This is a genomic window from Tenacibaculum larymnensis (assembly GCF_028829235.1).
GTDB lineage: Bacteria > Bacteroidota > Bacteroidia > Flavobacteriales > Flavobacteriaceae > Polaribacter > Polaribacter larymnensis.
Window position 1 is genome coordinate 53,702 of record NZ_JAIWJY010000013.1, and the last position, 22,414, is coordinate 76,115.

The 22,414-nt window shown below is 31.2% G+C and carries 23 protein-coding genes; 5 read left to right on the forward strand and 18 right to left on the reverse strand.

Translation table 11 applies throughout. The annotated features are described in order from the left end of the window. Position 1: 1 nt before the first annotated feature. From LCI24_RS15570 to LCI24_RS15620, 11 genes are all read right to left on the reverse strand, one after another. Positions 2-2,851 (reverse strand): T9SS type B sorting domain-containing protein, encoded by a 2,850-nt coding sequence (locus tag LCI24_RS15570; RefSeq protein WP_274641204.1) that lies wholly within the window; start codon positions 2,849-2,851, stop codon positions 2-4. Positions 2,852-2,901: 50 nt separating this feature from the next. After that, positions 2,902-3,750 carry an ABC transporter permease gene (locus LCI24_RS15575; protein WP_274641205.1) on the reverse strand — a complete coding sequence of 283 codons (849 nt, stop codon included), beginning with the start codon at positions 3,748-3,750 and terminating at the stop codon, positions 2,902-2,904. Positions 3,751-3,759: 9 nt separating this feature from the next. Beyond that, on the reverse strand, positions 3,760-4,656 hold the full coding sequence (locus LCI24_RS15580; RefSeq protein WP_274641206.1) for an ABC transporter ATP-binding protein: 897 nt from the start codon (positions 4,654-4,656) through the stop codon (positions 3,760-3,762). Between the two features lie 128 nt (positions 4,657-4,784). Beyond that, entirely contained in the window at positions 4,785-5,483 is a 699-nt protein-coding gene (locus LCI24_RS15585; protein ID WP_125068104.1) for a response regulator transcription factor, read from the reverse strand. 11 nt (positions 5,484-5,494) lie between these two features. Beyond that, complete coding sequence (locus LCI24_RS15590) at positions 5,495-7,060, reverse strand: sensor histidine kinase (protein WP_274641207.1); 1,566 nt, start codon at positions 7,058-7,060, stop codon at positions 5,495-5,497. Positions 7,061-7,169: 109 nt separating this feature from the next. Next, positions 7,170-7,760: a dephospho-CoA kinase gene (coaE, locus tag LCI24_RS15595; protein WP_274641208.1), complete on the reverse strand. Its 591-nt coding sequence runs from the start codon at positions 7,758-7,760 to the stop codon at positions 7,170-7,172. A 1-nt stretch (position 7,761) separates the two neighbouring features. Continuing rightward, the gene (locus LCI24_RS15600; protein WP_274641209.1) at positions 7,762-8,691 is read right to left on the reverse strand and encodes a YbbR-like domain-containing protein; all 930 of its coding nucleotides are present in this window, start codon (positions 8,689-8,691) and stop codon (positions 7,762-7,764) included. A gap of 80 nt (positions 8,692-8,771) precedes the next feature. Further along, positions 8,772-9,092, reverse strand: coding sequence for a preprotein translocase subunit YajC (gene yajC / locus LCI24_RS15605; protein ID WP_099216516.1), 321 nt, complete (start codon positions 9,090-9,092; stop codon positions 8,772-8,774). Then, the gene (locus LCI24_RS15610; protein ID WP_124590302.1) at positions 9,092-9,559 is read right to left on the reverse strand and encodes a DUF1573 domain-containing protein; all 468 of its coding nucleotides are present in this window, start codon (positions 9,557-9,559) and stop codon (positions 9,092-9,094) included. The genes yajC and LCI24_RS15610 overlap by 1 nt, the downstream gene beginning before the upstream one ends. A 39-nt stretch (positions 9,560-9,598) precedes the next feature. After that, entirely contained in the window at positions 9,599-10,537 is a 939-nt protein-coding gene (nusB, locus tag LCI24_RS15615; protein ID WP_274641210.1) for a transcription antitermination factor NusB, read from the reverse strand. Positions 10,538-10,614: 77 nt separating this feature from the next. Continuing rightward, positions 10,615-11,715 (reverse strand): Glu/Leu/Phe/Val family dehydrogenase, encoded by a 1,101-nt coding sequence (locus LCI24_RS15620; RefSeq protein ID WP_274641211.1) that lies wholly within the window; start codon positions 11,713-11,715, stop codon positions 10,615-10,617. Between the two features lie 154 nt (positions 11,716-11,869). Between LCI24_RS15620 and LCI24_RS15625 the strand changes: the two genes are divergently transcribed. Continuing rightward, positions 11,870-13,624, forward strand: a complete 1,755-nt coding sequence (locus tag LCI24_RS15625) for an ABC transporter ATP-binding protein (protein WP_274641212.1) — start codon at positions 11,870-11,872, stop codon at positions 13,622-13,624. Positions 13,625-13,706: 82 nt separating this feature from the next. Then, positions 13,707-14,069, forward strand: a complete 363-nt coding sequence (locus tag LCI24_RS15630) for a PUR family DNA/RNA-binding protein (RefSeq protein ID WP_274641213.1) — start codon at positions 13,707-13,709, stop codon at positions 14,067-14,069. Positions 14,070-14,451: 382 nt separating this feature from the next. On the opposite strand, the gene LCI24_RS15635 is transcribed toward LCI24_RS15630, so the two are convergent. From LCI24_RS15635 to LCI24_RS15645, 3 genes are read right to left on the reverse strand one after another with little or no spacing between them, the layout of a single operon-like run. Further along, a complete protein-coding gene (locus LCI24_RS15635) occupies positions 14,452-15,489 on the reverse strand; it encodes an isochorismate synthase (protein WP_274641214.1) in 1,038 nt (345 codons plus the stop codon). Beyond that, entirely contained in the window at positions 15,486-16,337 is an 852-nt protein-coding gene (locus LCI24_RS15640) for an alpha/beta fold hydrolase (protein WP_274641215.1), read from the reverse strand. Before LCI24_RS15640 ends, LCI24_RS15635 begins: the two co-directional genes overlap by 4 nt. Position 16,338: 1 nt before the next feature. Next, the gene (locus LCI24_RS15645) at positions 16,339-16,755 is read right to left on the reverse strand and encodes a PaaI family thioesterase (protein ID WP_274641216.1); all 417 of its coding nucleotides are present in this window, start codon (positions 16,753-16,755) and stop codon (positions 16,339-16,341) included. A gap of 58 nt (positions 16,756-16,813) precedes the next feature. Between LCI24_RS15645 and LCI24_RS15650 the strand changes: the two genes are divergently transcribed. The 3 genes from LCI24_RS15650 (at position 16,814) to LCI24_RS15660 (ending at position 18,692) form a co-directional block, all read left to right on the forward strand. Next, positions 16,814-17,314 carry an IS1096 element passenger TnpR family protein gene (locus LCI24_RS15650; RefSeq protein ID WP_274641217.1) on the forward strand — a complete coding sequence of 167 codons (501 nt, stop codon included), beginning with the start codon at positions 16,814-16,816 and terminating at the stop codon, positions 17,312-17,314. A 3-nt stretch (positions 17,315-17,317) separates the two neighbouring features. Further along, positions 17,318-17,938: an L-threonylcarbamoyladenylate synthase gene (locus LCI24_RS15655; protein ID WP_274641218.1), complete on the forward strand. Its 621-nt coding sequence runs from the start codon at positions 17,318-17,320 to the stop codon at positions 17,936-17,938. An 85-nt stretch (positions 17,939-18,023) separates the two neighbouring features. Next, entirely contained in the window at positions 18,024-18,692 is a 669-nt protein-coding gene (locus LCI24_RS15660) for a hypothetical protein (RefSeq protein WP_274641219.1), read from the forward strand. Here the strand turns inward: LCI24_RS15660 and LCI24_RS15665 are convergent. The 4 genes from LCI24_RS15665 to LCI24_RS15680 all read right to left on the reverse strand — a co-directional run bounded on the left by LCI24_RS15665 (position 18,684) and on the right by LCI24_RS15680 (position 22,124). After that, positions 18,684-19,682, reverse strand: coding sequence for a glycosyltransferase family 2 protein (locus LCI24_RS15665; RefSeq protein WP_274641220.1), 999 nt, complete (start codon positions 19,680-19,682; stop codon positions 18,684-18,686). The genes LCI24_RS15660 and LCI24_RS15665 overlap by 9 nt on opposite strands. Positions 19,683-20,104: 422 nt before the next feature. Beyond that, complete coding sequence (locus tag LCI24_RS15670) at positions 20,105-20,734, reverse strand: hypothetical protein (protein ID WP_274641221.1); 630 nt, start codon at positions 20,732-20,734, stop codon at positions 20,105-20,107. A gap of 392 nt (positions 20,735-21,126) precedes the next feature. Then, a complete protein-coding gene (locus LCI24_RS15675) occupies positions 21,127-21,675 on the reverse strand; it encodes a nucleotidyltransferase family protein (RefSeq protein WP_274641222.1) in 549 nt (182 codons plus the stop codon). Between the two features lie 5 nt (positions 21,676-21,680). Then, positions 21,681-22,124, reverse strand: coding sequence for a type I restriction enzyme HsdR N-terminal domain-containing protein (locus tag LCI24_RS15680; RefSeq protein WP_274641223.1), 444 nt, complete (start codon positions 22,122-22,124; stop codon positions 21,681-21,683). Between the last annotated feature and the right edge of the window lie 290 nt (positions 22,125-22,414).

The window sequence follows — 22,414 nt, forward strand, 5'->3', positions numbered from 1 at the left end:
TTTATTTTTTTAGTAAAGAGAAATGCCCTGTTTTTTTTCTCACTTTTCCATTAGAATCAATTAACTCAGCATTATACCAATAGTCGTTTGAAGGTAATGTAGTTCCATTATATACGCCATTCCATCCTGGATGATTTTTGTCTGTAATTTCACTAATTATTTTTCCAAAGCGATTAAAAATTTGAACTTTAACAACATCATAATAATCATTATTAACTCCTAAAACTTTCCAAGTATCAAAATGTCCATCCCCATTTGGAGTAAAATGACGTTGAAAATAGATAATTGAAATTTTGTTAGATGTAGTAACTCCACATCCATTTCTGTCTCTAATAGAAATTGAGTTTAGTCCAGGTGGAATATTAGCAAAAGTGTATGTAAGGTTTTCATCTCCTTTGACAAAATCACTGAGATTTGTACTATTTAAAGCGTATTCGTAGTCTCCTAACCCATCAACAGTAATTTCAATTTTATTACTGTCTGGATTATCTTGATCGTCTACTGATTTAATATTTACAATCAATGCTTGGTTAGATTCTTTAACAAAAAATGTATTATATCCCATAAAAGGGGAATTGATGTTTGGATGAGTTCTATAGGCTTCAACTTTATACTCTCCAGCTGAATTAGCATTAAGTACTGAAGAGTTTTGCTCAGAAATTAAGTTTCCGTTTAAGTACCACTTGTAGGTGTCATCTGAGTTTCCTGTATCCGCATTTAAAGGAATTGTATGGGGTTGCGGAGTTAATCTAGGGTTATCTACACATAGTATTTTTTTATCTAAACTTCCTTGTGGAACGGGAAGTTTTTTTACTAAAATTTTAAAGCTACCAACAGATTCACAAGATGCAGCTCCCTTATTTGAAATTCTAACATATATATCTGAATTATTGGTAAATAAATCATCTTCGTATGGGGGTAGAATTTGGTCTGTTTGTAAGGCAGCATCTTCTGCTGTTCTATAATATTGAAAATCATGAGTAACTTCAGATAACGAACCTCCAGAGTTATTGATTATTTGTTGAGTCTTCAAGGAAAAATCAAAAAAACCGTTGTTTGTACCAATACTAAATTTAGCATTAGAATTAGATGCGTTTTGATCTAATTCATGAATGTATTCATCACTATATCTAGTTAATCCAGTAGGGTTTACCTGTAAGTTAATTAAGTCAGTTTGATAACATTTTGTTGTATTATTAGTAACTCTAACTGTAATAGAGTGATTTATAGCCACTAAATTTGTGTAGTTATTTTTGTTAATAGGTGAAGAAAAATTAGTGTCAGATGTTTCAAAAAACTCAATTGTAACTTCGGAAAGGTTATTTACTAAAGCATTTTCTAGTACTTCAAGGTTAAAAGTTGTAAAACCATCAATAGGTGTACTATCAAAATCACATTGTATGTATGGTTGAATCGTATTAATTGTTGGTTTTGGTTCAAATGTTATTTGGACTTTACCAGTGAATGTTTTTTTACAATAGGAGTTTGATTCTATTTGTATTTCATATAAACCACTACCATAATTAGTATAATCAACTGTTAGAGCCCTAGTATTCGCTATTACTTTTCCATCTTTAAACCAAGTATACGTGTCGTTAGGGTTGTTCTTTTCTGGTACTATATTATACGTTTCCCCAATACAAAAAACTTGATTAGTATTGTTTAAGACTTCGTTAGAACTTAAGTCGATTAACTTTACAGGAGCAAAAAAAGATTGAATAAAAGGTGGTAACCCTTGTGAAGATATTGCTCCTCCTAAATCTACAGCATTTGAAGTAAATTGAATGTCAACAGCATTACCTTCTGGGTTTTCTATGGCTCCTAAATAGCGCCTATCTGGAATAGAAGCATAAATTTTTCCATTAGGAGCTAGTTGTAAAGCACCTCTGTAGCCTTGTTCTTGATGAACCTGGGTTTTGGTTTGTGCAATGTTAGCATCTAATAGATTATATTGAAAAATTCTGAAAGAGTTACTATTTTCATGATATAAAGAAGCGTACAGTTTTGTAGACTCTTGAGAGAACTCAACACCATAAGGAGAACCATCAGTTGGGCCATCTGTAAGAATTAGTCCGTTAGAAGATACTTTACCTGTAGCATTATCAAAATCGTATAAAACTAATCTTCCACTTCCGTCATTTGTAAAGTCAGCTAAAGCTATTTTTGTTCCATCAGGAGATACTTTTAAATACCCTCTTTTATCTCTTAAAAAATAAGATGAAGATGATGTGACAGGATTTGTAAAGTCTACTCCGTTTATATCAATTTTATAGGTATAAAAAGTGTCTTGTACGATAGATAAAATCCATATTTCTTTACAGTCCTTTCCTTGAACAGCTGTTACTTTTTCAGACCATTCTCTATCTCGTCCATTAGACAGGTTAATAGGTCCAGAAATAACTTCGCCTCCATTTCCTTTAGAAATGTCGATGGTGTAAAACTTAAATCCTGGGTTATCAGGGTATGGAAGGTTACCTATAAAATCTGTACCTACTGTAAAAATGTAGTAAATGTTTTTATTTTCTGGGTTTGGAACAATTAAACCAGATTGTGAACTTGATGGATTCCCTTCTAGATTATTAGCTAAACTACCGTTAGAGTAATGCATTAGTTCATGGTTTTTTGTCCAAACATTAATTCCGTCTGAATAAAACAATAGATTACCATTTTCATCTGAAATGGAAGAACAACCTTCATCGGTTCTTAATAAACCGTCATTTAAAGCTACCGGATTACCTGAGTTAAAGTCTAACCCTGCATTGTTCCCAAAATACCAAACATTTGCTTCTTTTTGACTATAAAGAGATATAGAGACAATAATAAAAAACGCTAGAAGTAGTTGTTTCTTCATTCAAATGAAATTATTTATACAAATAAAACAACTAAACTACATAAAACCCTCTATAAATCACGTTTTTTTAACAAAGCATATGATGAATAAATAAAAATAGCTGTCCAAATTAACACGATTGCTATGTTAAAGAGACTAACTGAATAATCCTTAGTAAAGTTTTCTCCTATTTGGTTAGCAACTGATTTTACTGCTCCTAACCGTGTAAATGGTTCTTTAATTAAATTAGCCATAGATTCTAGAGGAAAAAATTGCATGATTGAGTTTACAGCTTCATCAATACCAGTCTTTACATTTCTAAATGTCCAGTATAAATAACCTTTAATTAAACTTTCAATAATTAACCAAACAATCATAGCAGCTACAGCAAAGGCAGATCGTTTAATTAAGACTCCTAAAAATAACCCAAAAGAGAAAAAACCTAAAAGCTTAATGAAAAAAGCAAATAAATAATCTAGATCAGAAAAAATGATTGCAATTTCATTAAAGTCAGAATAGATAGCTCCAAGAATTAATGAGACAACAAAAACAAAAATGGTAGAAATAAGAGCAAAAGCTATAACTGTATAAAACTTTGAAAGGATAAACTCTTTTTTACTCAGGCCATCAATTAAATTTTGTTTTAAAGTTTTGTAACTATACTCGTTAGCCATCATAGAAACGATAACTAATAATAAGAAAAATTTAAAAATAGCTGCCATGTAGGTGTTAAAGTGCCATATATATGGGAAATTGAAAATTCCTTGTTCAGCTAAATGAAATTTTATGGGACCAATATCAAACTTTATTGCAGCAATCAAAGCAATAGAGGTTAATAAAGCGAAGTATATAATTGAAAGAACTTTACTAGCTCTGTTATATTTTAATTTATGAATTTCTATATTTAAAAGTCGTAACATGATGTAAGTTTATTGGTTGTTGGTTAGGTCTAAGAATTGTTGCTCTAAGCTAGGTTTACGTTTTACTAAATGAGAAAGAGAAACTCCTTTATTAAATAAAAACGTATTGATTTCTGAAGCAGATAATTCTGAGGCTAGACTAGCTATTAAAACGCCATTTTCTTCTTTAATACTTCCTATAGCTGAATGATTTTCTAAAAGTTGTTTAAGTGTTTCTTGATTGTCTGCTTGAAGTTCAAAAAAGCCATTAGAAGCAGTCATTTCATCAACTCTACCACTATATAACTTTATTCCGTTTCTTATTACTACTACATGAGAACATACTTTTTCAACCTCGTCGAGTAGGTGAGAGGCTAATAAAATTGTGGTTCCATTTTTAGCAATTTCTTTAATTATTTGACGAATTTCATGTATTCCTTGAGGATCTAGTCCATTTGTAGGCTCATCTAAAATTAAAATCTCAGGGTCATTTAGTAATGCAGAAGCAATAGCTAAACGTTGTTTCATTCCTAAAGAGTAAGTTTTAAACTTACTATTTCTACGCTCGTAAAGGTTGACAGTTTTTAGTTTTTCTTCAATTTTATCGTATGAAACTCCTTTAATTTTACAAATTAACTGTAAGTTTTGAACAGCGCTCATGTATGGGTAGAAGTTAGGACGTTCTATAATTGCTCCTACTTTTTTTAGGGCTTCATGGGTGGATAATTTTCCATTGAACCAGCTAAAGTTACCAGAGGTTTTATTTACTACATTTAAAATAATACCTAAAGTGGTAGACTTTCCGCTTCCGTTAGGTCCTAAAATTCCATAAACAGTTCCTTTTTGAATATCGAAAGAAAGATTATTTACGGCATGAACTTTTCCGTATTTTTTATCGAGGTTTTGAATTGATAAAATTGTTTCCAAGCTATTTTGGTTTTTGTTGATTATATGTATTTGACGATTAATATAAATTATTGTTACAATGTATAAAAAAGAAAAGACTTCTTTAATTAAAGAAGTCTTTTACTGTTATTAAAATGTATGTGTATGTCTTATTTGTTGTCTATTAACCTAAACCCTTCACCGTGAATGTTTAATATTTCAACATTTTCATCACTTTTTAAATATTTACGAAGTTTAGCAATGTAAACATCCATACTACGAGAGGTAAAATAATTATCATCTCTCCATATTTTTGTCAATGCTAATTCACGAGGCATTAAGTCGTTTTTATGAATAGCTAACATTCGTAAAAGCTTACTCTCTTTAGGTGAAAGTTTTTGAGCTTCACCTCCTTTGTATGTTAAATGACGTAATTTAGAGTTAAAGTCAAAAGCCCCAATTTTAAATTCAAACTCATCACTATCATTCGTTTTTTCAGTTTCTTTACGTTGTAAAATAGCTTTGATTTTATGTAATAAAACTTCTGAATCAAAAGGTTTGTTTAAATAATCATCAGCTCCTACTTGGTATCCTTTTAAAACATCTTCTTTTAGCGTTTTAGCAGTTAAGAAGATAATAGGAATTTCTTTGTTGGTTGCACGGATGTCTTCAGCTAAAGAAAAACCATCTTTACGAGGCATCATTACATCTAAAATACATAAATCATATTCTGCATTTTTAAACATAATTAAACCGTCTATTCCATCTTTAGCATGTGTAACATTGTAATCATTCAATGCTAAATAATCTTTCAGAACTGTTCCAAAATTAGGATCATCTTCTACTAATAATATTTTTTTACTCCCCATTTCTTAATAATTTATATTAATGGTAATTTAACTGTAAATGTGCTTCCTTTACCTTTTTCACTTTCAACATAAACGGTACCTTGGTGGCTGTCTATAATTTCTTTTACATAAGCTAAGCCTAATCCGTGACCTTTTACGTTGTGTATATTCCCTTTATGTTCTCTATAAAACTTATCGAACACATACTTTTGAGCGTTTCTGCTCATTCCTATTCCTTCATCTTTTATCTTAAAGATAAAGTATTTATTTGTGTTTTCAGTAAATACATCAATTTTTGGTGCATTTTCTGAATATTTTAATGCGTTTTCTAACATGTTAACCACAACATTTGTTAGGTGAAACTGATTTCCAAGAACTTCTGTAGAAATGGCTTCAAAATGTGTTGTAACACTCCCATTTTTGTCGTCGGTTAAAAGTTGAATATGTTCAATAGCCTCTTCAATTATGTCGTGCATATCTACAGCATCCTTACTAATTTCAATTTGGTTCTTTTCTAGTCTTGAAATTCTTAAAACATTTTCTACTTGTCCATGCATTCGTTTGTTTTCATCGCGAATCATTTGAACATATCGTTTAACCTTTTCTTCATCAGATATGATTCTTGGGTTTTTAATAGCATCTAATGCTAAGTTGATAGTAGCAATAGGTGTTTTAAACTCATGTGTCATATTGTTAATGAAGTCAGTTTTTATTTCAGAGATCTTTTTTTGACGAATAAGTTGATACAACGATGTTGAAAAAGCAGCAATGATAATTCCTATAAAAAATAAAGAAAGTATCAGTACTTTCATCATACCTGAAAGTAGATTCTTTTTCTCGTTGGGAAATTTAACATATAACTTATATTTACTATTTCCATTTTCATCTTCTAATAACGGATAGTTAATATCTTCTGGTTGTATGTTAAAGTATCCAGACTTTAACTGAGTTGCTAGTCCGTCTTCGTAAACAACATATTTAAAGTCTTGTGTAATATTCATCTTAGCAAACTCTTCTGTAAGTGTATTGCTTAATTCTTTATTACTTATCCTTTGGTTTATAGGAAACACTGCTTTACTTCGTCTAAAAGCATGTTCCATTACTTCGTCATTCCATGTACTATATATTCTGAAAGAAGAGTGGCGGCTTTCATCTAAAAAAGGCTTAAAATCTTTGCTTCCAGATTTTATTATTTGGGAAAAATAAATGTCTTCTTTTCCCGAGTAACGTTTTATAATGATGGAATCATTATCTACGAACTCATTGGGCATTTTTATACTCTCTTCTAAAATAGTACTACCAAAAGAAAACTTTTTATTACTTACAGTGTCTACTTGCTGAAAAAGAAAAGTTGTTATTTCAGCTTCAGTTCTAAGCTTATCGTTTTCAAAGTAGTCTTTATAATTTTGCTGAAACTCTAGGTACTCTCTCTCTTTTATATTTTCAGAGGTACGAGCTAAAGCAATTTTTACGTTGTTTTTAAATTGTTCTTTTTTATTTTTAATAGCATCATTTATCCAATACACTTGAATAGAGATAATTCCTATCAAAGAAATACTCATTAAAACAACAATGAGAATAAAAATTTTCTTACCCATTATTCAAAAATAAATTAATAAAATTTAGGCGTATAATCTTTTAACTTAGATTAACAAAGTTACTATAAAATTAAGATAATTTTAACAGAAAGGATTAACAAAGCGTAAATTAACGCATCTTTTTTGTTAAAGAATTGTGGATTTTTAAGACTTGTTCTTTTGAGTTTGTAAGTGTAAGGTTTTCAATTAAGTAGTTAGATTGAAGTGCTTTTTTAGTTTCACTCCATTGATTTTTTATTCTATTTTTTACATCTTTAATTGTTGAGTTATCTCTTTTCATAACTCTATCAATTCTTATATTTTCAGGAGCGGTAACTGTAATGATTTTATCGCAAAAAGAATCGCTTTCATTTTCAAAAAGAATCGCGTTTTCATATAGGATATATTCTTTATTGCTGTTTTTTTTTATAAAGTTTTGTAAATGCTCGTTAACAACCGGATGTACAATGTTGTTAAGGATAGTTAGCTTTTTTTTGTTATTAAAAACGATTGAAGCTAAGTAGGGTCTGTTCAACTCATTATTAATATACACTTGCTTGCCAAACTCGGCAATTAATTGATTTTTAATTTTCGGAGATGTAACCATTAGTTTTTTAGCTTCATCATCAGCAATATAAATGGCAATATTTTCAAACTCTGAAAACATTTTAACTATGGTAGACTTTCCACTACCTATACCACCTGTTAGACCTACTACCATACTATTCGTATATTAAAAAATCAATTTTATTAGGAACTATCCTTACCAATGTAACCATATCTGGAAGGTCTTTTATTTTAGGAGTAAGATAGTTGATGTCTTTGTTTTTAGACTGTAGGTAATCGCACTCAACTTTAAATAAATCAGGAGTTACTTCATTAAAGTTTTGTAATCCCACTTTATAAATAATTTTAACCTTTTTTGGAAAAACGTTAATCCCTTTAGGGGCATTTTTAACAAATACAGGAACCTCTATTTCTCCTTCTGTGAATTTATCAACATCAATGTTAATTTCAGCTGTAGAGTGACTTGACTTCAGCTGTACATTTTCAGGAAAAATAATAGGAGAGGAGATATTAGTACTCTTAGATAAGTTTTCCAAAGTTATACTTTCTAAGTTTAGAAAGTCGGTTTTAGCAACATAGGTTTCATCACCCGAAATTAAAACACTATCAGGAACAATAGTTACAGGTTTAGAAAGATCATAACCTAACTGAAAAGAAATATTTAAGTTAGACTTTAAAGGAACTTTTTTTGAACTAAGTGTGCCAATTTTTAAAGGAATTGTGTCTTCTTTAATTTCAATTAACTCAATGCTAGATTTTAGTTGTTCTTGGACTTCTGAAATTAGATTTTTAGATAAGAAGTAGTAATTAGTTCCAGTTTTTCTTGAAGCTTTATCAAGGTTTAGTTTAATAGGTTTGTGAGTAATGCTAGCAACCAATAAATTATACCCGCTACTTTTTAGCTTTAAAGAAAGATTGTTAATAGGTGTTTCTATTAATGTTTTTTGTTGTGGTAATTGCGTATATTCAACATCATATACTATGGTTGTATCATATTCTTTTGACAGATTAATAAGTAGCCAAAAAAATATTGAAGCAGTTAAAAAACCAAAGAAAGTTTTAGGTATGTTAAATTTTGTTCTCAAGAAATAATTTATTGACGCAATCTACATAAAAAACAAAAAAGTGAGCCCATGAGCTCACTTTTTTATAAAGTTGTATACTGTTATTTTTTAGTTTCAGTAATATATTTTTTACTCATTTCCATAGAAATGGCAGAACGTTCAAACTTTATTTTACCAGCTCCTGTTTCAATAGTAACAGTATTGTCGGTATCATTAATTTCAACAATTTTACCATGAATTCCGCTAGTTGTAACTACTTTAGCTCCTTTTTTAATTTCAGTTTGAAATTGTTTTTCCTTTTTCTGACGTCTCATTTGTGGACGAATAATTAAAAAGTAAAAAACGGCAATCATTGCCACAAAAGGAAGCATATTCATTAAACTTTCTTGTGAGCTAGCTTGTAAAAAAATGGTTGTAAACATTATGAGTTCTTCTTTTTAGGAGTTACCATTCCAGAAATCTTAATAACCTCTCTACCTTTTTCTGTATTGGTAGTTAAAGTGATAGATTTAGATTGCTTGTTAACTCTTCCGTTAGTATTAAAGCTAACTTTAATATCTCCCGTTTTACCTGGAGCAATAGCTTCTTTTGGCCATACAGGAACAGTACATCCACATGATGCTTGCGCATTCGTAATAATTAAATCGCTTTTACCAGTATTTGTTACTACGAAGGTAGTTTTAACAACCTCTCCTTCGTTAACAGTACCAAAGTCAAACTCTTCTTTGTCAAAAGAAATAACAGGCGAGCCTAAACCAATAGAGCTATCCCTTTTTTCTGCGTTTTCAACATTTTCTTTTTTAACTTTTGATGAAGCATTTCCCTGTCCGCAAGAAACTAACATTCCAGCTGAAACAACAAATGCTACTATTACTGCTATTTTCTTCATTTTAAAATATTTTTAGTTTGTTGTAAAAATACTAATTTATTATAATAAACCTCTACCAATTTTAACCATCTTGTTTGAACTTAGATAGTCTTTGGCTAATTTATCTAAAACACCATTAATAAAGTAACCACTTTTGTTTGTAGAATAGTCTTTAGCTAATTCAATATATTCATTAATGGTAACTCTGCTTGGAATAGAAGGGAAGTGTAAAAACTCTGTAATTGCCATCTTGATGATAATCATATCAATATCGGCAATTCTATCAGCTTCCCAGTTAGGAGTTTTCTCTTTAATGTCTTCTTCATATTTATGCTGATGTAACATTGTTTTTGTAAATAAATCAGAAACAAAAACCTTATCATCATTATCTTTATACAAACTTCCTAATATAAATGGCTTATTTGCTTTTTGTTTGTTTAAAGATTTAAGAATCCAAGTATTTACAAAAGGAATATCATCAACCCAAGAAATCATTTTGTCTTCAAAATAATCAGCTAATTTTTCATTTGGAGCTACTATTTCTCTGAAAAAATCAATAACAAAAGCTTTGTCTACATTATAAGAATCTTCAACAGTGTCCATGTACTTTTTGTAGATGTCACTTTTCTGCAATTCATCTAATAAGATTTTTATGTATTCATCATCAAGATCCCAATAATTTAGCTTATTAAGCTCAACATACCCTTCTAAACTTACACTTTCGTTAAGCGAGTTTAAAAGTTTATTATCTATAAATTTTGTATTAGGGTTGAGTTCTTCTTTGGTAGCTAGTATTTTCTTTTTAGAAAGCTCTATTCTCTTACGAGCTAATTTTTGCACTTCAACTAATAATTGAAGGTTTAAAACGTACAAATCGTACATTTTTTGAATGCTATGTTTTAAGAATTTTTCTTCCTTAACTAAATCATCGCTATGCGATTGTTGCATCGCATAAACCGATTGCATTACTTTAACACGAATATGTCTTCTGTTAATCATTCTAAAGAACTTTAAAAAAAAGAGCGATAGAAACTATTTCTAACGCTCTGCAAAAGTAAAACTTTTTTATTTTTTATCTAGCTATTTTGCTCTTTTTTGCGAGCATCAATTCTTGCTTGTGCAATATTGAAAGCAGCTTGATGTGTAGTTATATTCTCTTTTTCTGATAAATTGAAAATATCTAATGTAGTATTGTAAATGTTTTCAGTTCTTTTTAAGCTTTCTGCTTTATCGTAACCAACAACCTCTGCATATACATTAATAATTCCACCAGCGTTAATTAAGAAATCAGGAGCATAAGCAATTCCTTTTTCTTTTAACATTGTACCGTGTTTTAACTCATTAGCTAATTGGTTGTTAGCTGCACCAGCAATAACTTTAGCTTTTAGTTGAGCAATACTTTCATCATTAATAGTAGCACCTAAAGCACAAGGAGCGTAAATATCAACATCTAATCCAAAAATGTCATTACCTAACACCACGTTAGCACCATATTTTTTACTTAACTCTTCTAAACGAGCTTCGTTAATATCATTTAAAATAACTTGCGCTCCTTCATCAGTAATATGCTTTACTAAAGTTTCACCAACATGACCAACACCTTGAACTAATACTTTTTTACCGTCTAAGTTCTCAGTTCCAAACTTGTATTTAGCAGCAGCCTTCATTCCCATATAAACACCATAAGCAGTTACAGGAGAAGGATTTCCAGAACCTCCAATACTTTCAGAAACACCTGTTACATGTGGAGTAACTTCACGGATAATATCCATGTCACGAGTTTCCATTCCAACATCTTCAGCAGTAATATATTTTCCGCTTAAAGAATTAACAAACTCACCAAATTTACGCATTAAAGCGTCGTTTTTTTGAGTTTTAGCATCACCAATAATAACTGCTTTACCACCACCAAGGTTTAATCCAGTAATAGCAGACTTGTAAGTCATACCACGAGACAAACGTAAAACATCGTTTAAAGCTTCCCATTCACTTTTATATTGCCACATTCTAGTACCTCCTAAGGCAGGTCCTAAAGTTGTGTTATGGATACCGATAATTGCTTTTAAACCTGTATCTTCGTCGTTGCAAAAAACGATTTGCTCGTGATTGTCAAAAGATAACTGACCAAACACTGGGTCATTCTTAAGATCTTTAGTATCAATGATTTCTGATGTCATTTGTTTTGTTTTTTAATTTGAGATGATTTGGACAATCTCAAAAATTCGAGGGCAAAAATAAGAAATCGTTAAAACATAAGCAAAAAAAGTGGTCTCAATTAAGGTATCTTTAACAAGACCCTTTATAAAGTTTAATTTTTATAATAGAATAGAATTGAAAGCATTACAATACTTAAATAAGTACTTTGTTAAATACAAATGGAGGTTATTATTAGGAATTTTAATTACGATATTATCAAAAATACTAACACTAAAAATTCCTGATTTTGTTGGAGACTCATTAAATGTTGTAGAAGATTATCAGTTAGGAAAAATAGCTGAAATGTCTGAAGTAAAAAGTATACTTTTTAAGAACATTTTACTTATAATAGGAGTAACCTTACTAGGTGGTTTTTTTACTTTTTTAATGCGTCAAACTATTATTGTAATGTCTCGATTAATTGAGTTTGATTTAAAAAATGAGATTTACCAACAATACCAACGACTATCACTTAATTTTTACAAACAAAATAGAACGGGAGACTTAATGAACCGTATTAGTGAAGATGTGTCTAAGGTTCGTATGTATTTTGGGCCAGCTATTATGTATTCATTAAATATGTTAGTTTCATTTGCTGTTGGTTTTACCCAAATGTATGCAATATCACCAAAACTTACTTTGTATACAATGATACCTTTTCCAGTATTATCGGTATCAGTTTTTGTATTAAGTAGGCAAATAAATAAACGGAGTACAGTAGTTCAACAGTACCTCTCAAAATTAACTACTTTTAATCAAGAGTTTTTCTCTGGAATTAATGTGGTAAAATCGTATGCAATAGAAAGTGCTGTAATTAAAAATTTTGATACGCTGGCTGATGCTAGTAAAGACAAAAATATTAACTTATATAAGGTACAGGCATTATTTTTTCCACTAATGATTTTATTAATAGGAATTAGTAACATTATTGTTCTATATGTTGGTGGTACATTATATATCAATGGAGAAATTCAAGTAGGAGCCATTGGTGCTTTTGTTATGTATGTAAATATTTTAACATGGCCAGTAGCAGTAGTTGGTTGGGTAACTTCAATGGTACAGCAAGCAGAAGCTTCTCAAGAAAGAATAAATGAATTTTTAGAACAAGTTCCTGAAATTAAAAATACAAATCAAGAAGAAACTGTAATAGAAGGAGAAATAGAGTTTAAGCATGTTTCGTTAACTTATGAAGACACAAATATTACAGCTTTAAAAGATGTGAGTTTTAAAGTAGAAAAAGGAGAAACATTAGCGATATTAGGAAAAACAGGAAGTGGAAAGTCGTCTATTATTAATTTAGTTTCACGTTTGTATGATACTACAGAAGGAATTGTGTTAATGGATGGAAAAGATATTAAAACCTGTAATTTATATGATATAAGAAACCAAATAGGCTTTGTACCGCAAGAACCATTTTTGTTTTCAGATACTATTGAAAACAATATCAAATTTGGTAAAGAAGATGCTACTGAAGAAGAAATTATTGAAGCGGCTAAAAATGCTGTTATACACGATAATATTATCGATTTTAAACAAGGCTATAAAACTATTTTAGGAGAACGTGGTGTTACGCTTTCTGGAGGACAGAAGCAACGAACTTCTATTGCAAGAGCAATTATAAAAGACCCTAAGATTTTAATTTTTGATGATTGTTTATCAGCAGTAGATACTGAGACAGAAGAAAGAATTTTATCAAATTTAGAACGTGTTTCTAGTGATAAAACAACGATAATAATAAGTCATAGAGTATCGTCAGCAAAAAATGCAGATAAAATAATTGTATTAGATAACGGAAAGATAATTCAGCAAGGTATTCATAATCAATTAGTAAAACAAGAAGGTTATTATAAAGAGTTGTATGAGCAGCAGCTTTTAGAAAAAGAAATATAGCATTTCGTATTGTCAAGTCAAATATTTTGTTAGATTTGTTGAGAAAATTTAAGTAAACAACTATTATTTTAAGTAGCGAATTATGAGCGAGAGAGTAGAACAAGAGGAAATCTTTTCACAGGTTTTAAGAGCAGGAAGAAGAACATATTTTTTTGATGTTAGATCTACAAAGGCAGATGATTATTATTTAACAGTAACAGAGAGTAAGAAGTTTACTCACGATGATGGTTCTTTTCATTATCAAAAGCATAAAATTTATTTATACAAAGAAGATTTTAACGACTTTAAAGAAATGTTGAATAAAGCAACAGACTTTATTGTAAACGAAAAAGGATCTGAGGTAATCAGTGAACGCCATCAAAAAGACTATAAAAAGGAAGAGAACGTAGCAACAGAAGCAACTTCAACAGAAAGTTTTACTGACGTTTCTTTCGACGATATTTAAACAGAAGAAACTGTTTTGCATAGCTCTAAACACAAATTGTAGAATTTGTGTTTAGATACTAGATTGTGCAGAAAAAAATCAATTCAAATTCAATTTACACTAGAAAAACCGCCAGTTGTTGCACAGCAATTGGTGGTTTTTTATTTTTCACATTAGTGATTTTATTTTGTTTGGTAGTTTTGATGCGAATTCAACCAGCTGCTTATAAGTTAAAGTTCTACCTACTCTACTATTAAGTTTATCTTCACGCTGGTTAACCCTAAGTAATTTTTGTTTCATAGGAAAGCGAGTTTTGAGTTCTCCTAAATATAATAAAAAAAACTGAATATCAGTAGGTTATATTTTGTTTAAGTTGAAGTATTTTATCAGGAAGTTATTTTTCTTATAGAACTTTTTTCATGGTAGTTGTTTTCGCAACCGTTTCTTGCCATTCTTTTGCAGGATTGCTGTCGCGTGTAATTCCACCACCAACATAAATATTTACAGTTTTATTAGAAACCTCCATACAACGAAGGTTAACAAACAAATTACTTTCTTTGTCATTAATGTTTAATTCTCCTAAAAAACCAGTGTAAAAGTTTCTATGGTAGTTTTCATTATCTAAAATAAACTGTTTTGATGCCTCTAATGGCAATCCGCAAACAGCAGGAGTAGGGTGCAATCTTTTAATTAAAGAAGCAGTATTAGTTTTTAATTTACCGTTAAGTATAGTTCTTAAATGAAGTAACTTCCCAGCTTTAATAGTTTCAACAGCAGATGTAGTAATTTCTGAAGAAATATTTAATAATCTGTCGGTGATATAATCAGTAACAAACTGTTGTTCTTCTAGCTCTTTAGGTTGCCAAATAACATTAGTTGTGTCATTGTAAACTTGTGTTCCGGCCAAAGCCATAGTAGTAAAACTCTTATCTTTAATACTTACTAAGGTTTCAGGAGTAGCACCTAACCACATCCCAACCTTAGGGTGATACCATACATATACAAAAGCAGTAGGATAGCTGTTTAAGAGTTTTTGAAAAGTTTCAATAAGGTTAAAGTCAGATAACACAACTTTTTCCTTTCTAGATAGCACCACTTTTTTAAATTCCTGGTTTTTAATAGCAGCTATTCCTTTTTCAACTAGTTGAATGTGATTTTCTTCGGAAGCAGTATCAGGACTGTGATTTGTATTGTTAGCTAGAATATTATCAATAATAACCTCTTCTTCAGTGTAAGTAGATTGGTTTTTAGGAATCAAAACAGCTTTTTCCTTACTATCAAACGGAGCAAAAATAAACCCACTTTCACTATAGTTTTCTGAAGTAATTAAATCATCATTTTGTTGAAACCATCCTTTTACTTTAGAAGTATTAGGTTTTCTATAAGTAACAAAAGGTAATTTTTTGTCTAAAGTCTCTTTTATGTTAAAAAAAATACTCAATCTAGTTGTTGTATTAAATGTTCTTTAATTGCGTCAAATTTACTCCAAATAAATCCATGACCAGCATTAGGTATACTAATTAACTCAAACTGATTTTTTGGAAATTGTTCTTTTAAAAATAATGAGTTTTCAAAAGGTACAATCCAATCATTAGTTCCATGAATACTCACTATGGTGTTTGGTGTAGATTTCCAATTGTTTTCAAAAAGTTGTAAATCTTGTTTATGAGATAACTTTTCTCTGCTAGCTTCTTGCCAAATAGGAGGAACCAACCATCGAGTAAACTTCCACTTATATAAATTTAAAGACCATGGCATAGGTTCTATTTCGCTATACACTGCTGGAGCCAACAAAATCACTTTTTGAATCTTTTGTTGTATAGCCAAAGCAATAGGACCGCCGTAAGAGTAGCCTACTAGTATTGTTTTGTTGGGGTTGTAATCTTGTAAAATACTTCTTAACATATCACGTTCAAAAGCAATGCTTTCTTGAACTGGTTTTTTGTCTTGATAATTATAACCAATCCTGTCGTATGAAATCATATTTGCTTTACTAAGCAATACACTATCTTTCATATATTTTACGAAATCAGTAGAAGAACCTATGGTTCCATGAACAAAAACGAGTGTAGGTAAAGTTGTGTCTTTTACGATGGAAAGTTTTCTATATTCAAATCCTTTAAAGTTTTCATAGGTGAGTATAGGAATGTGAGAACTATCCGAAAACTTTTCAAGTACTTTTGTATCAGATTTTGGAGCAGAAAAATTCCAGAATAAGTAGTACAAAATAAGGAAAAGTACAAAGAGAGCAATTCCAACAAATTTCAAGATTTTTTTTAGCAATTTCATGCTATTGTTTATCTAAAACAATATTGGTAATCTTACAAAGTGAAATCAAATTATCATCTTCATCAACAATTCTCACTTCCCATAAATGTGTAGTTCTGCCTTTATGAATAGCTTTAGCAGTAGCAAAAACATGTCCTTCTCGTTTACTTTTTACATGATTGATGCTAAGCTCAATTCCTTTTACAATTTTAGAAGAATCTCTTAAGAAAAAAGCAGAAGCACAACTACCTACCGATTCAGCTAGGGCTGCTGTTGCTCCACCATGTAATAATCCATAAGGTTGATGTACTTTAGGAGTTACAGGCATTTTAGCAGTAATAAAATCATCTCCAACATCAACAAACTCTATTTCTAAAGTTTCCATTAATGTATTTTTGTTGTAACTGTTTAAGGTTGTAAGAGATGCTTGCTTATTCATGGTAACTAAAAATTATCACCCAAAAATACGTATTTTTGTACTGACAAAAAATGATAGAATGTATAAAGTACGCGTAATTTTAGATACGAAAGAAGATGTAATAAGAACCCTATTGGTAAATGAAAAAGCTTCGTTAGAAAACCTACACTTTGATATTGCAAAAGCGTTTGGTTTTAATGGACAAGAAATGGCATCTTTTTACCGTACCGATGAAGATTGGAACCAAGGCGAAGAAATTCCACTATTTAATATGTCAGAAGCAGGAGATGGAATTTCAATGGCAACATGTATTTTAGAAAAAACCTTACCAAATCAACACGATAAGTTAATTTATGTGTATGATTTTTTACAAATGTGGACGTTTTATGTAGAGTTGATAGAACAATCAAACGAAGTAGTAACTGAAACAAAAATGATTTTATCTGTTGGAGAAATTCCAGAAGAAGCCCCAGAAAAAGAATTTAAAGCAGATGACCTTTCAAAAAATATAGATGATGAAATTGATGATGAATTTAATAACTTTGAAAGCCTTGATGATTTTGACTTTGATAATTACTAAACTATGGCGCAATTTATAAAATTGTATAACGATAACCCCAATCCAAAAGAGATTGAAAAAATTGTAAAAGTTTTACAAAATGGTGGGTTGATTATCTATCCAACCGATACTGTTTATGGTTTAGGTTGTGATATAACCAATACTAAAGCACTAGAAAAAGTAGCGAGAATAAAAAAAGTAAAGCCAGAAAAAGCCAATTTCTCATTTGTTTGCAACGATTTAAGTCATTTATCCGATTACGTAAAACAAATAGATACTGCAACTTATAAAATTTTAAAAAGAGCCTTACCAGGTCCATATACTTTTGTGTTACCAGGTAGTAATTCACTGCCAAAAGCGTATAAAAAGCGTAAAACGGTAGGTATTCGTGTGCCAGATAATAATATAGCAAGAGCCATTGTAGAAGCTTTAGGAAACCCGATTGTATCTACATCTATTCATGATGAAGATGAAGTATTAGAATACACAACTGATCCTGAATTAATCTTCGAAAAATGGCAAAATATAGTTGATGTTGTAGTTGATGGAGGATACGGAGATAACCATGCATCTACAGTAATTGATTTAACAACCGACGAGCCAGAAGTACTTCGTGAAGGAAAAGGAAGTTTAGATATTTTGTAATTAATAAACTTAGTTTAAATCTTAAAAAATCACTTTTCAATTAAAAGCACAATTCCTATCTTAGTACAGAATAGAAAAAGGATATATGTTTTTACTGGATAGATTTCCCAACGACAGCGGACCAATATATCAAGAAACTATAGCAGGCAGATTGCCTGTTGAACCTTTCAATACCTTTAGTAACTTAATATTTATTGTACTACTGATTTACTTCGGAAGAAGAATTTATCAAAACCCTAAACAATACCCATTTTTTCTGTTTGCCATTCCAGTAATATTTATCAGTTGGATAGGAGGTACCATGTTTCACGGAACACGAAGTCATGAGTTTTGGTTGTTGTTAGATTGGGTTCCTATTATGATTGTATGTTTAGGAGCTATTATTTATTTCATAGGAAAAATTAAAAAGAAATGGTGGCAACGATTAGCAATAATTGTAGCTATACTTTTAGTATCCGTTTTACCAAGATTTTTACCAATACCTTCTGGATATAGAACATCGTTTGGATATGCAGTAACAGCATTTGCAGTAATAACTCCGTTAATTTGGTATGCTTACAAAACACATTGGAAAAACGTAAAGTATATAATGTATGGAGGAATAGTGTTTGGAATAGCGTTGCTATTTAGAACATTGGATAATAAAGTAGAGTTACTACCTATGGGAACGCACTGGTTATGGCATACTTTCGGCGGAATTGCAGTTTTCTTTCTGCTATATTATATCTATAAAGATGAACAAGAATTAGCGTAGTTCAATAAATTTTTTCCTTCCTTTAGCATAATATTGCCAAACTACAGACTTGTGCTCGTAGTAGTTTGATTTTTTAGGAGATTCTTTTCTCTTTTTTATGAATTTAGGAAGATGCATATAAAAACTAAAATGAGCTTTTAAAATAGCAAACAAATGATTTGGTTTTCCTTCCAATAAAAATTTAAGGCTAGCCAATCCGTCTAAGATCAAACGAGAAAAAATGATTGGAAATAATTTTTTAGAAGGTAAGTTTTTAACCAAGTTGAGTAAACTATTCCTAAAATTTAAAAACGTTTTTCTAGGGTTCAAGCTATCCAATGTAGCACCACCTACATGATATACAGTTGAAGCCCCAACGTATTTTATGGTATGTCCGTTATTTTTAGCACGCCAGCATAAATCAATTTCTTCTTGATGTGCAAAAAAGTCTTCATCAAAACCGTTGAGTTGATGAAAAACTTCTGAACGGATAAAAAAACAAGCTCCCGATGCCCAAAAAATTTCGGTAGTGTCGTTAAACTGTCCGTTGTCAATTTCCAAGTCGCTAAACAAACGACCACGACAATACGGATATCCAAAAGCATCAATAAAGCCACCACCAGCACCAGCATATTCAAACTTCGATTTATCTTTAAAATCTAAAATCTTTGGTTGAATAATCGCTGTGTTAGCTTCTTTCTTAAAAGTGTCAATAACAGGAGTTAACCAGTTGTCGGTAACTTCAATATCAGAGTTTACTAAGCAATATACATCGGCATTAATATGTTGTAATGCATCGTTGTAACCTTTTGCGTACCCACCATTTTCAGCATTCTCTACAATTCTCACAGTAGGGAAATGTTGTTTGATAAATTTAATAGAATCATCTGTAGAAGCATTGTCCGCGACATATACTTCCGCTTCTTCAGAACTAAAATTCACGACAGAAGGTAAAAACTGCTCAAGCAATTTTTTCCCATTCCAGTTTAATATGACGATAGCTGTTTTCAAGACGGCAAATTTACAGTTTAAAAATGAAATCCATGTTAAAAAGGAACAAGTCATTCTGTGTTTCGTCATTCCGAACGAGGTACGAGGAGGAATCCCATAAGAAGAGTAATTTTTATGTTTAAGATTTCTCCTTCCGTTACACTCCAGTTCGAAATGACAATCGTGTTTCGTCATTGCGAGCAATAGTGAAGCAATCTTTTTATCGAGAGTAAGATAGCCATGTAATTACCATTCCTTGCTATGACGTTTCGCATTTCCATCATTCCGACTGTATGTGAGAAACCCCTTTTAAAGGAGTAACTCTTATGTTTAAGATTTCTCAGTCGTTACCTCTTTCGAAATGACGTACAGTTTTGTCATTCCGAACGACAAAGGAGGAGGAATCTCATGAGGCGAGTAACTCTCTTTAAACAGCATAACTTCTATTCTAATTCTACAGGTATATACGTTACGTTCTCTAAACTAAAATTAAAAGGCTCAGAACCTCCTCCAGTCATTACAATATCAGCGCTTTGAACCTCAAATAAATTTATTTCCGTGTTTATTTTTGAAATAATAGCAGAATTAAGAATTTCTCCTTCTTCAATTCCAGAAGCAACACCTATATAAAGTTTAGGATTGAATTTAAAAACAGCTTTTTGACCTGGTGCAAGATTAGTTTTTATAGCTAATAGCTTACCATCCTTATAACAATTAGCATCAATAGCGCTTCGTGTTAGGTTGTTTCGTACTTCTACTTCATCTATGTTAGATGCGAAGTGTTGGGATGGTTGTAATGTGTGTCCAGATGCTCTCTCAACCATTTCAAAAGCACTTCCATCATAAGCGGCTAATTTGGGTGTGTAGTTTCCGTAAGAATCAGCAGCAGCAACTTGAAAGTTAGTAGAATAATTAATAGGGAGGCTTTCCCCGTGACTTGGATTTTTAATCACTTTCCATGCAGTATGACGTTCATCAAAATTGCTCGCAACATTCTTTTGAAAAATTACAACATCACTATTATTCGCATCATTTGATTTGTTTACAAAGTTTAATTTAATAGAGTTACTCATAAAGTCAATTTTTAAAGTTTGGTATAAAGTTGTTTTGTTATGTGAATTTAAGGATTTGATAGTAAAAAAGATAAACAAATGTTATAAGTGCATAATTTTTTGTGTTTAAATATATGTTGAGAGTCATTAAAGAAATTAGCGTCATTGAGAGTATAAGAGAGGGATTTATAAGGAGAGTAACTTCCAAGCTTAAGATTTCTCAGTCGTAACCTCCTTCGAGATGACGTTATAGCGATTGTCATTGCGAGAGGAACGAAGCAATCTGTTTGTAGAGAATGAGATAGTTACGTTGTTGTCACTCCTCGTTATGACGTTTCACATTTCCATCATCCCGACCGTAGGGGAGAAAGCGTAAGGTTCAGCGAAGCTAAATTTAATGAGGAGTGTACCTCTTACCTTTCAATAATCAACTTATTCCAAGTATCTTTCCAGCCTTTGTTTGTAACCCTATTACGATACGTTATCAAATCAAAATTAGGAGTAGGTTTAACCACAAGGTTAAATAAATCGTCTAGGCCATGCGGAGCAATAAACTCTATTTGATTATTTGTATTTAACTGAACAGCAATGGCAGTAGCTGTTTCGGGCCAATAAGAAATGGCTTCGTAACAATTTTTATAAGGTGAATGACCGTTTCGAAGATGCATCCTTGCTTGATTTTTTACCGACCAATTCACAGTGGGATTAATAGTTTTGAGCTGTTCTTCAAGAGCTAATTCACGAGTCTTAGTAATGTCGTTTTTATCAAAATAAATAACATCAATATCGTTTAAAGAAGTTCTTTTATTGTTGTGTTTGTAATCCCAAATTTTGTTTCTAACAAAACCAGCACCAATCCAACAATCGGGGAGGTGTAGGCTACGAACAGCTTCAAGAATACTAATCACCCAAGTATCGCTCTTAATAATAGTTACCAGCTCAGTAGTAAAATCTGTTTTCATAAAGCTTATTTGTACTCAGGAATATCTCTTAAAAACACATAGGTTTCCTTCTCTTTATCGAGCATACAAAAAAAGTGTTGTAGTCCGTTGGTAACGATGAGGTAATCGGCATCGAGTTTTAAGTTATAACGTGCAATTTGATCAAACGTATCTTGCGTTATTTTTATATGCGGAGCCTTACATTCTACAATAATATTCGGATGTCCGTCCGAAGCAAAAATCACAATATCGGTACGCTTTTTAAGGTTGTTGATAACCAATTGTTTTTCAATAGCAATAAGCGAAACAGGATAGTTTTTTTCTTGAATTAACCACTGAACAAAATGCTGACGTACCCATTCTTCAGGAGTTAATACCATATATTTTTTTCTCAAATTATCAAAAATAAGCGTCTTATTTTCGTTACTTTTGAGCTTGAATGTATAGCTAGGAAGGTTGAGCTTTTGCATAACCCAAAAGTAAGAAAATTATAAGTTATTTCTAACGGAGAAGAAGGAGAAGCCGTCATTTTGACCAGAGGGATAAATCTCATTCAGTGGATTTACTCCCATGTTTAAGATTTCTCAGTCGTTACCACTCCTCGCTATGACATTATAGTAATTGTCATTGCGAATGACGAAGGAGGAGGAATCTCAAGAGGTGTGTTACTCTTATTGTCAAGATTTAGCTTCGCTGAACCTTACGGTTTCTCGTCGCTCATAAAATCGCTCCGTCGAAATGACTAAGAGTGTCATTAAGG

Bases quoted from the DNA above. Each gene is read 5' to 3' on its own strand.
- LCI24_RS15570 (WP_274641204.1), bottom strand. From the start codon at position 2,851: ATGAAGAAACAACTACTTCTAGCGTTTTTTATTATTGTCTCTATATCT.
- LCI24_RS15575 (WP_274641205.1), bottom strand. From the start codon at position 3,750: ATGTTACGACTTTTAAATATAGAAATTCATAAATTAAAATATAACAGA.
- LCI24_RS15585 (WP_125068104.1), bottom strand. From the start codon at position 5,483: ATGGGGAGTAAAAAAATATTATTAGTAGAAGATGATCCTAATTTTGGA.
- LCI24_RS15590 (WP_274641207.1), bottom strand. From the start codon at position 7,060: ATGGGTAAGAAAATTTTTATTCTCATTGTTGTTTTAATGAGTATTTCT.
- coaE (WP_274641208.1), bottom strand. From the start codon at position 7,760: ATGGTAGTAGGTCTAACAGGTGGTATAGGTAGTGGAAAGTCTACCATA.
- yajC (WP_099216516.1), bottom strand. From the start codon at position 9,092: ATGTTTACAACCATTTTTTTACAAGCTAGCTCACAAGAAAGTTTAATG.
- LCI24_RS15610 (WP_124590302.1), bottom strand. From the start codon at position 9,559: ATGAAGAAAATAGCAGTAATAGTAGCATTTGTTGTTTCAGCTGGAATG.
- nusB (WP_274641210.1), bottom strand. From the start codon at position 10,537: ATGATTAACAGAAGACATATTCGTGTTAAAGTAATGCAATCGGTTTAT.
- LCI24_RS15620 (WP_274641211.1), bottom strand. From the start codon at position 11,715: ATGACATCAGAAATCATTGATACTAAAGATCTTAAGAATGACCCAGTG.
- LCI24_RS15630 (WP_274641213.1), top strand. From the start codon at position 13,707: ATGAGCGAGAGAGTAGAACAAGAGGAAATCTTTTCACAGGTTTTAAGA.
- LCI24_RS15640 (WP_274641215.1), bottom strand. From the start codon at position 16,337: ATGAAATTGCTAAAAAAAATCTTGAAATTTGTTGGAATTGCTCTCTTT.
- LCI24_RS15645 (WP_274641216.1), bottom strand. From the start codon at position 16,755: ATGAATAAGCAAGCATCTCTTACAACCTTAAACAGTTACAACAAAAAT.
- LCI24_RS15650 (WP_274641217.1), top strand. From the start codon at position 16,814: ATGTATAAAGTACGCGTAATTTTAGATACGAAAGAAGATGTAATAAGA.
- LCI24_RS15655 (WP_274641218.1), top strand. From the start codon at position 17,318: ATGGCGCAATTTATAAAATTGTATAACGATAACCCCAATCCAAAAGAG.
- LCI24_RS15660 (WP_274641219.1), top strand. From the start codon at position 18,024: ATGTTTTTACTGGATAGATTTCCCAACGACAGCGGACCAATATATCAA.
- LCI24_RS15670 (WP_274641221.1), bottom strand. From the start codon at position 20,734: ATGAGTAACTCTATTAAATTAAACTTTGTAAACAAATCAAATGATGCG.
- LCI24_RS15675 (WP_274641222.1), bottom strand. From the start codon at position 21,675: ATGAAAACAGATTTTACTACTGAGCTGGTAACTATTATTAAGAGCGAT.
- LCI24_RS15680 (WP_274641223.1), bottom strand. From the start codon at position 22,124: ATGCAAAAGCTCAACCTTCCTAGCTATACATTCAAGCTCAAAAGTAAC.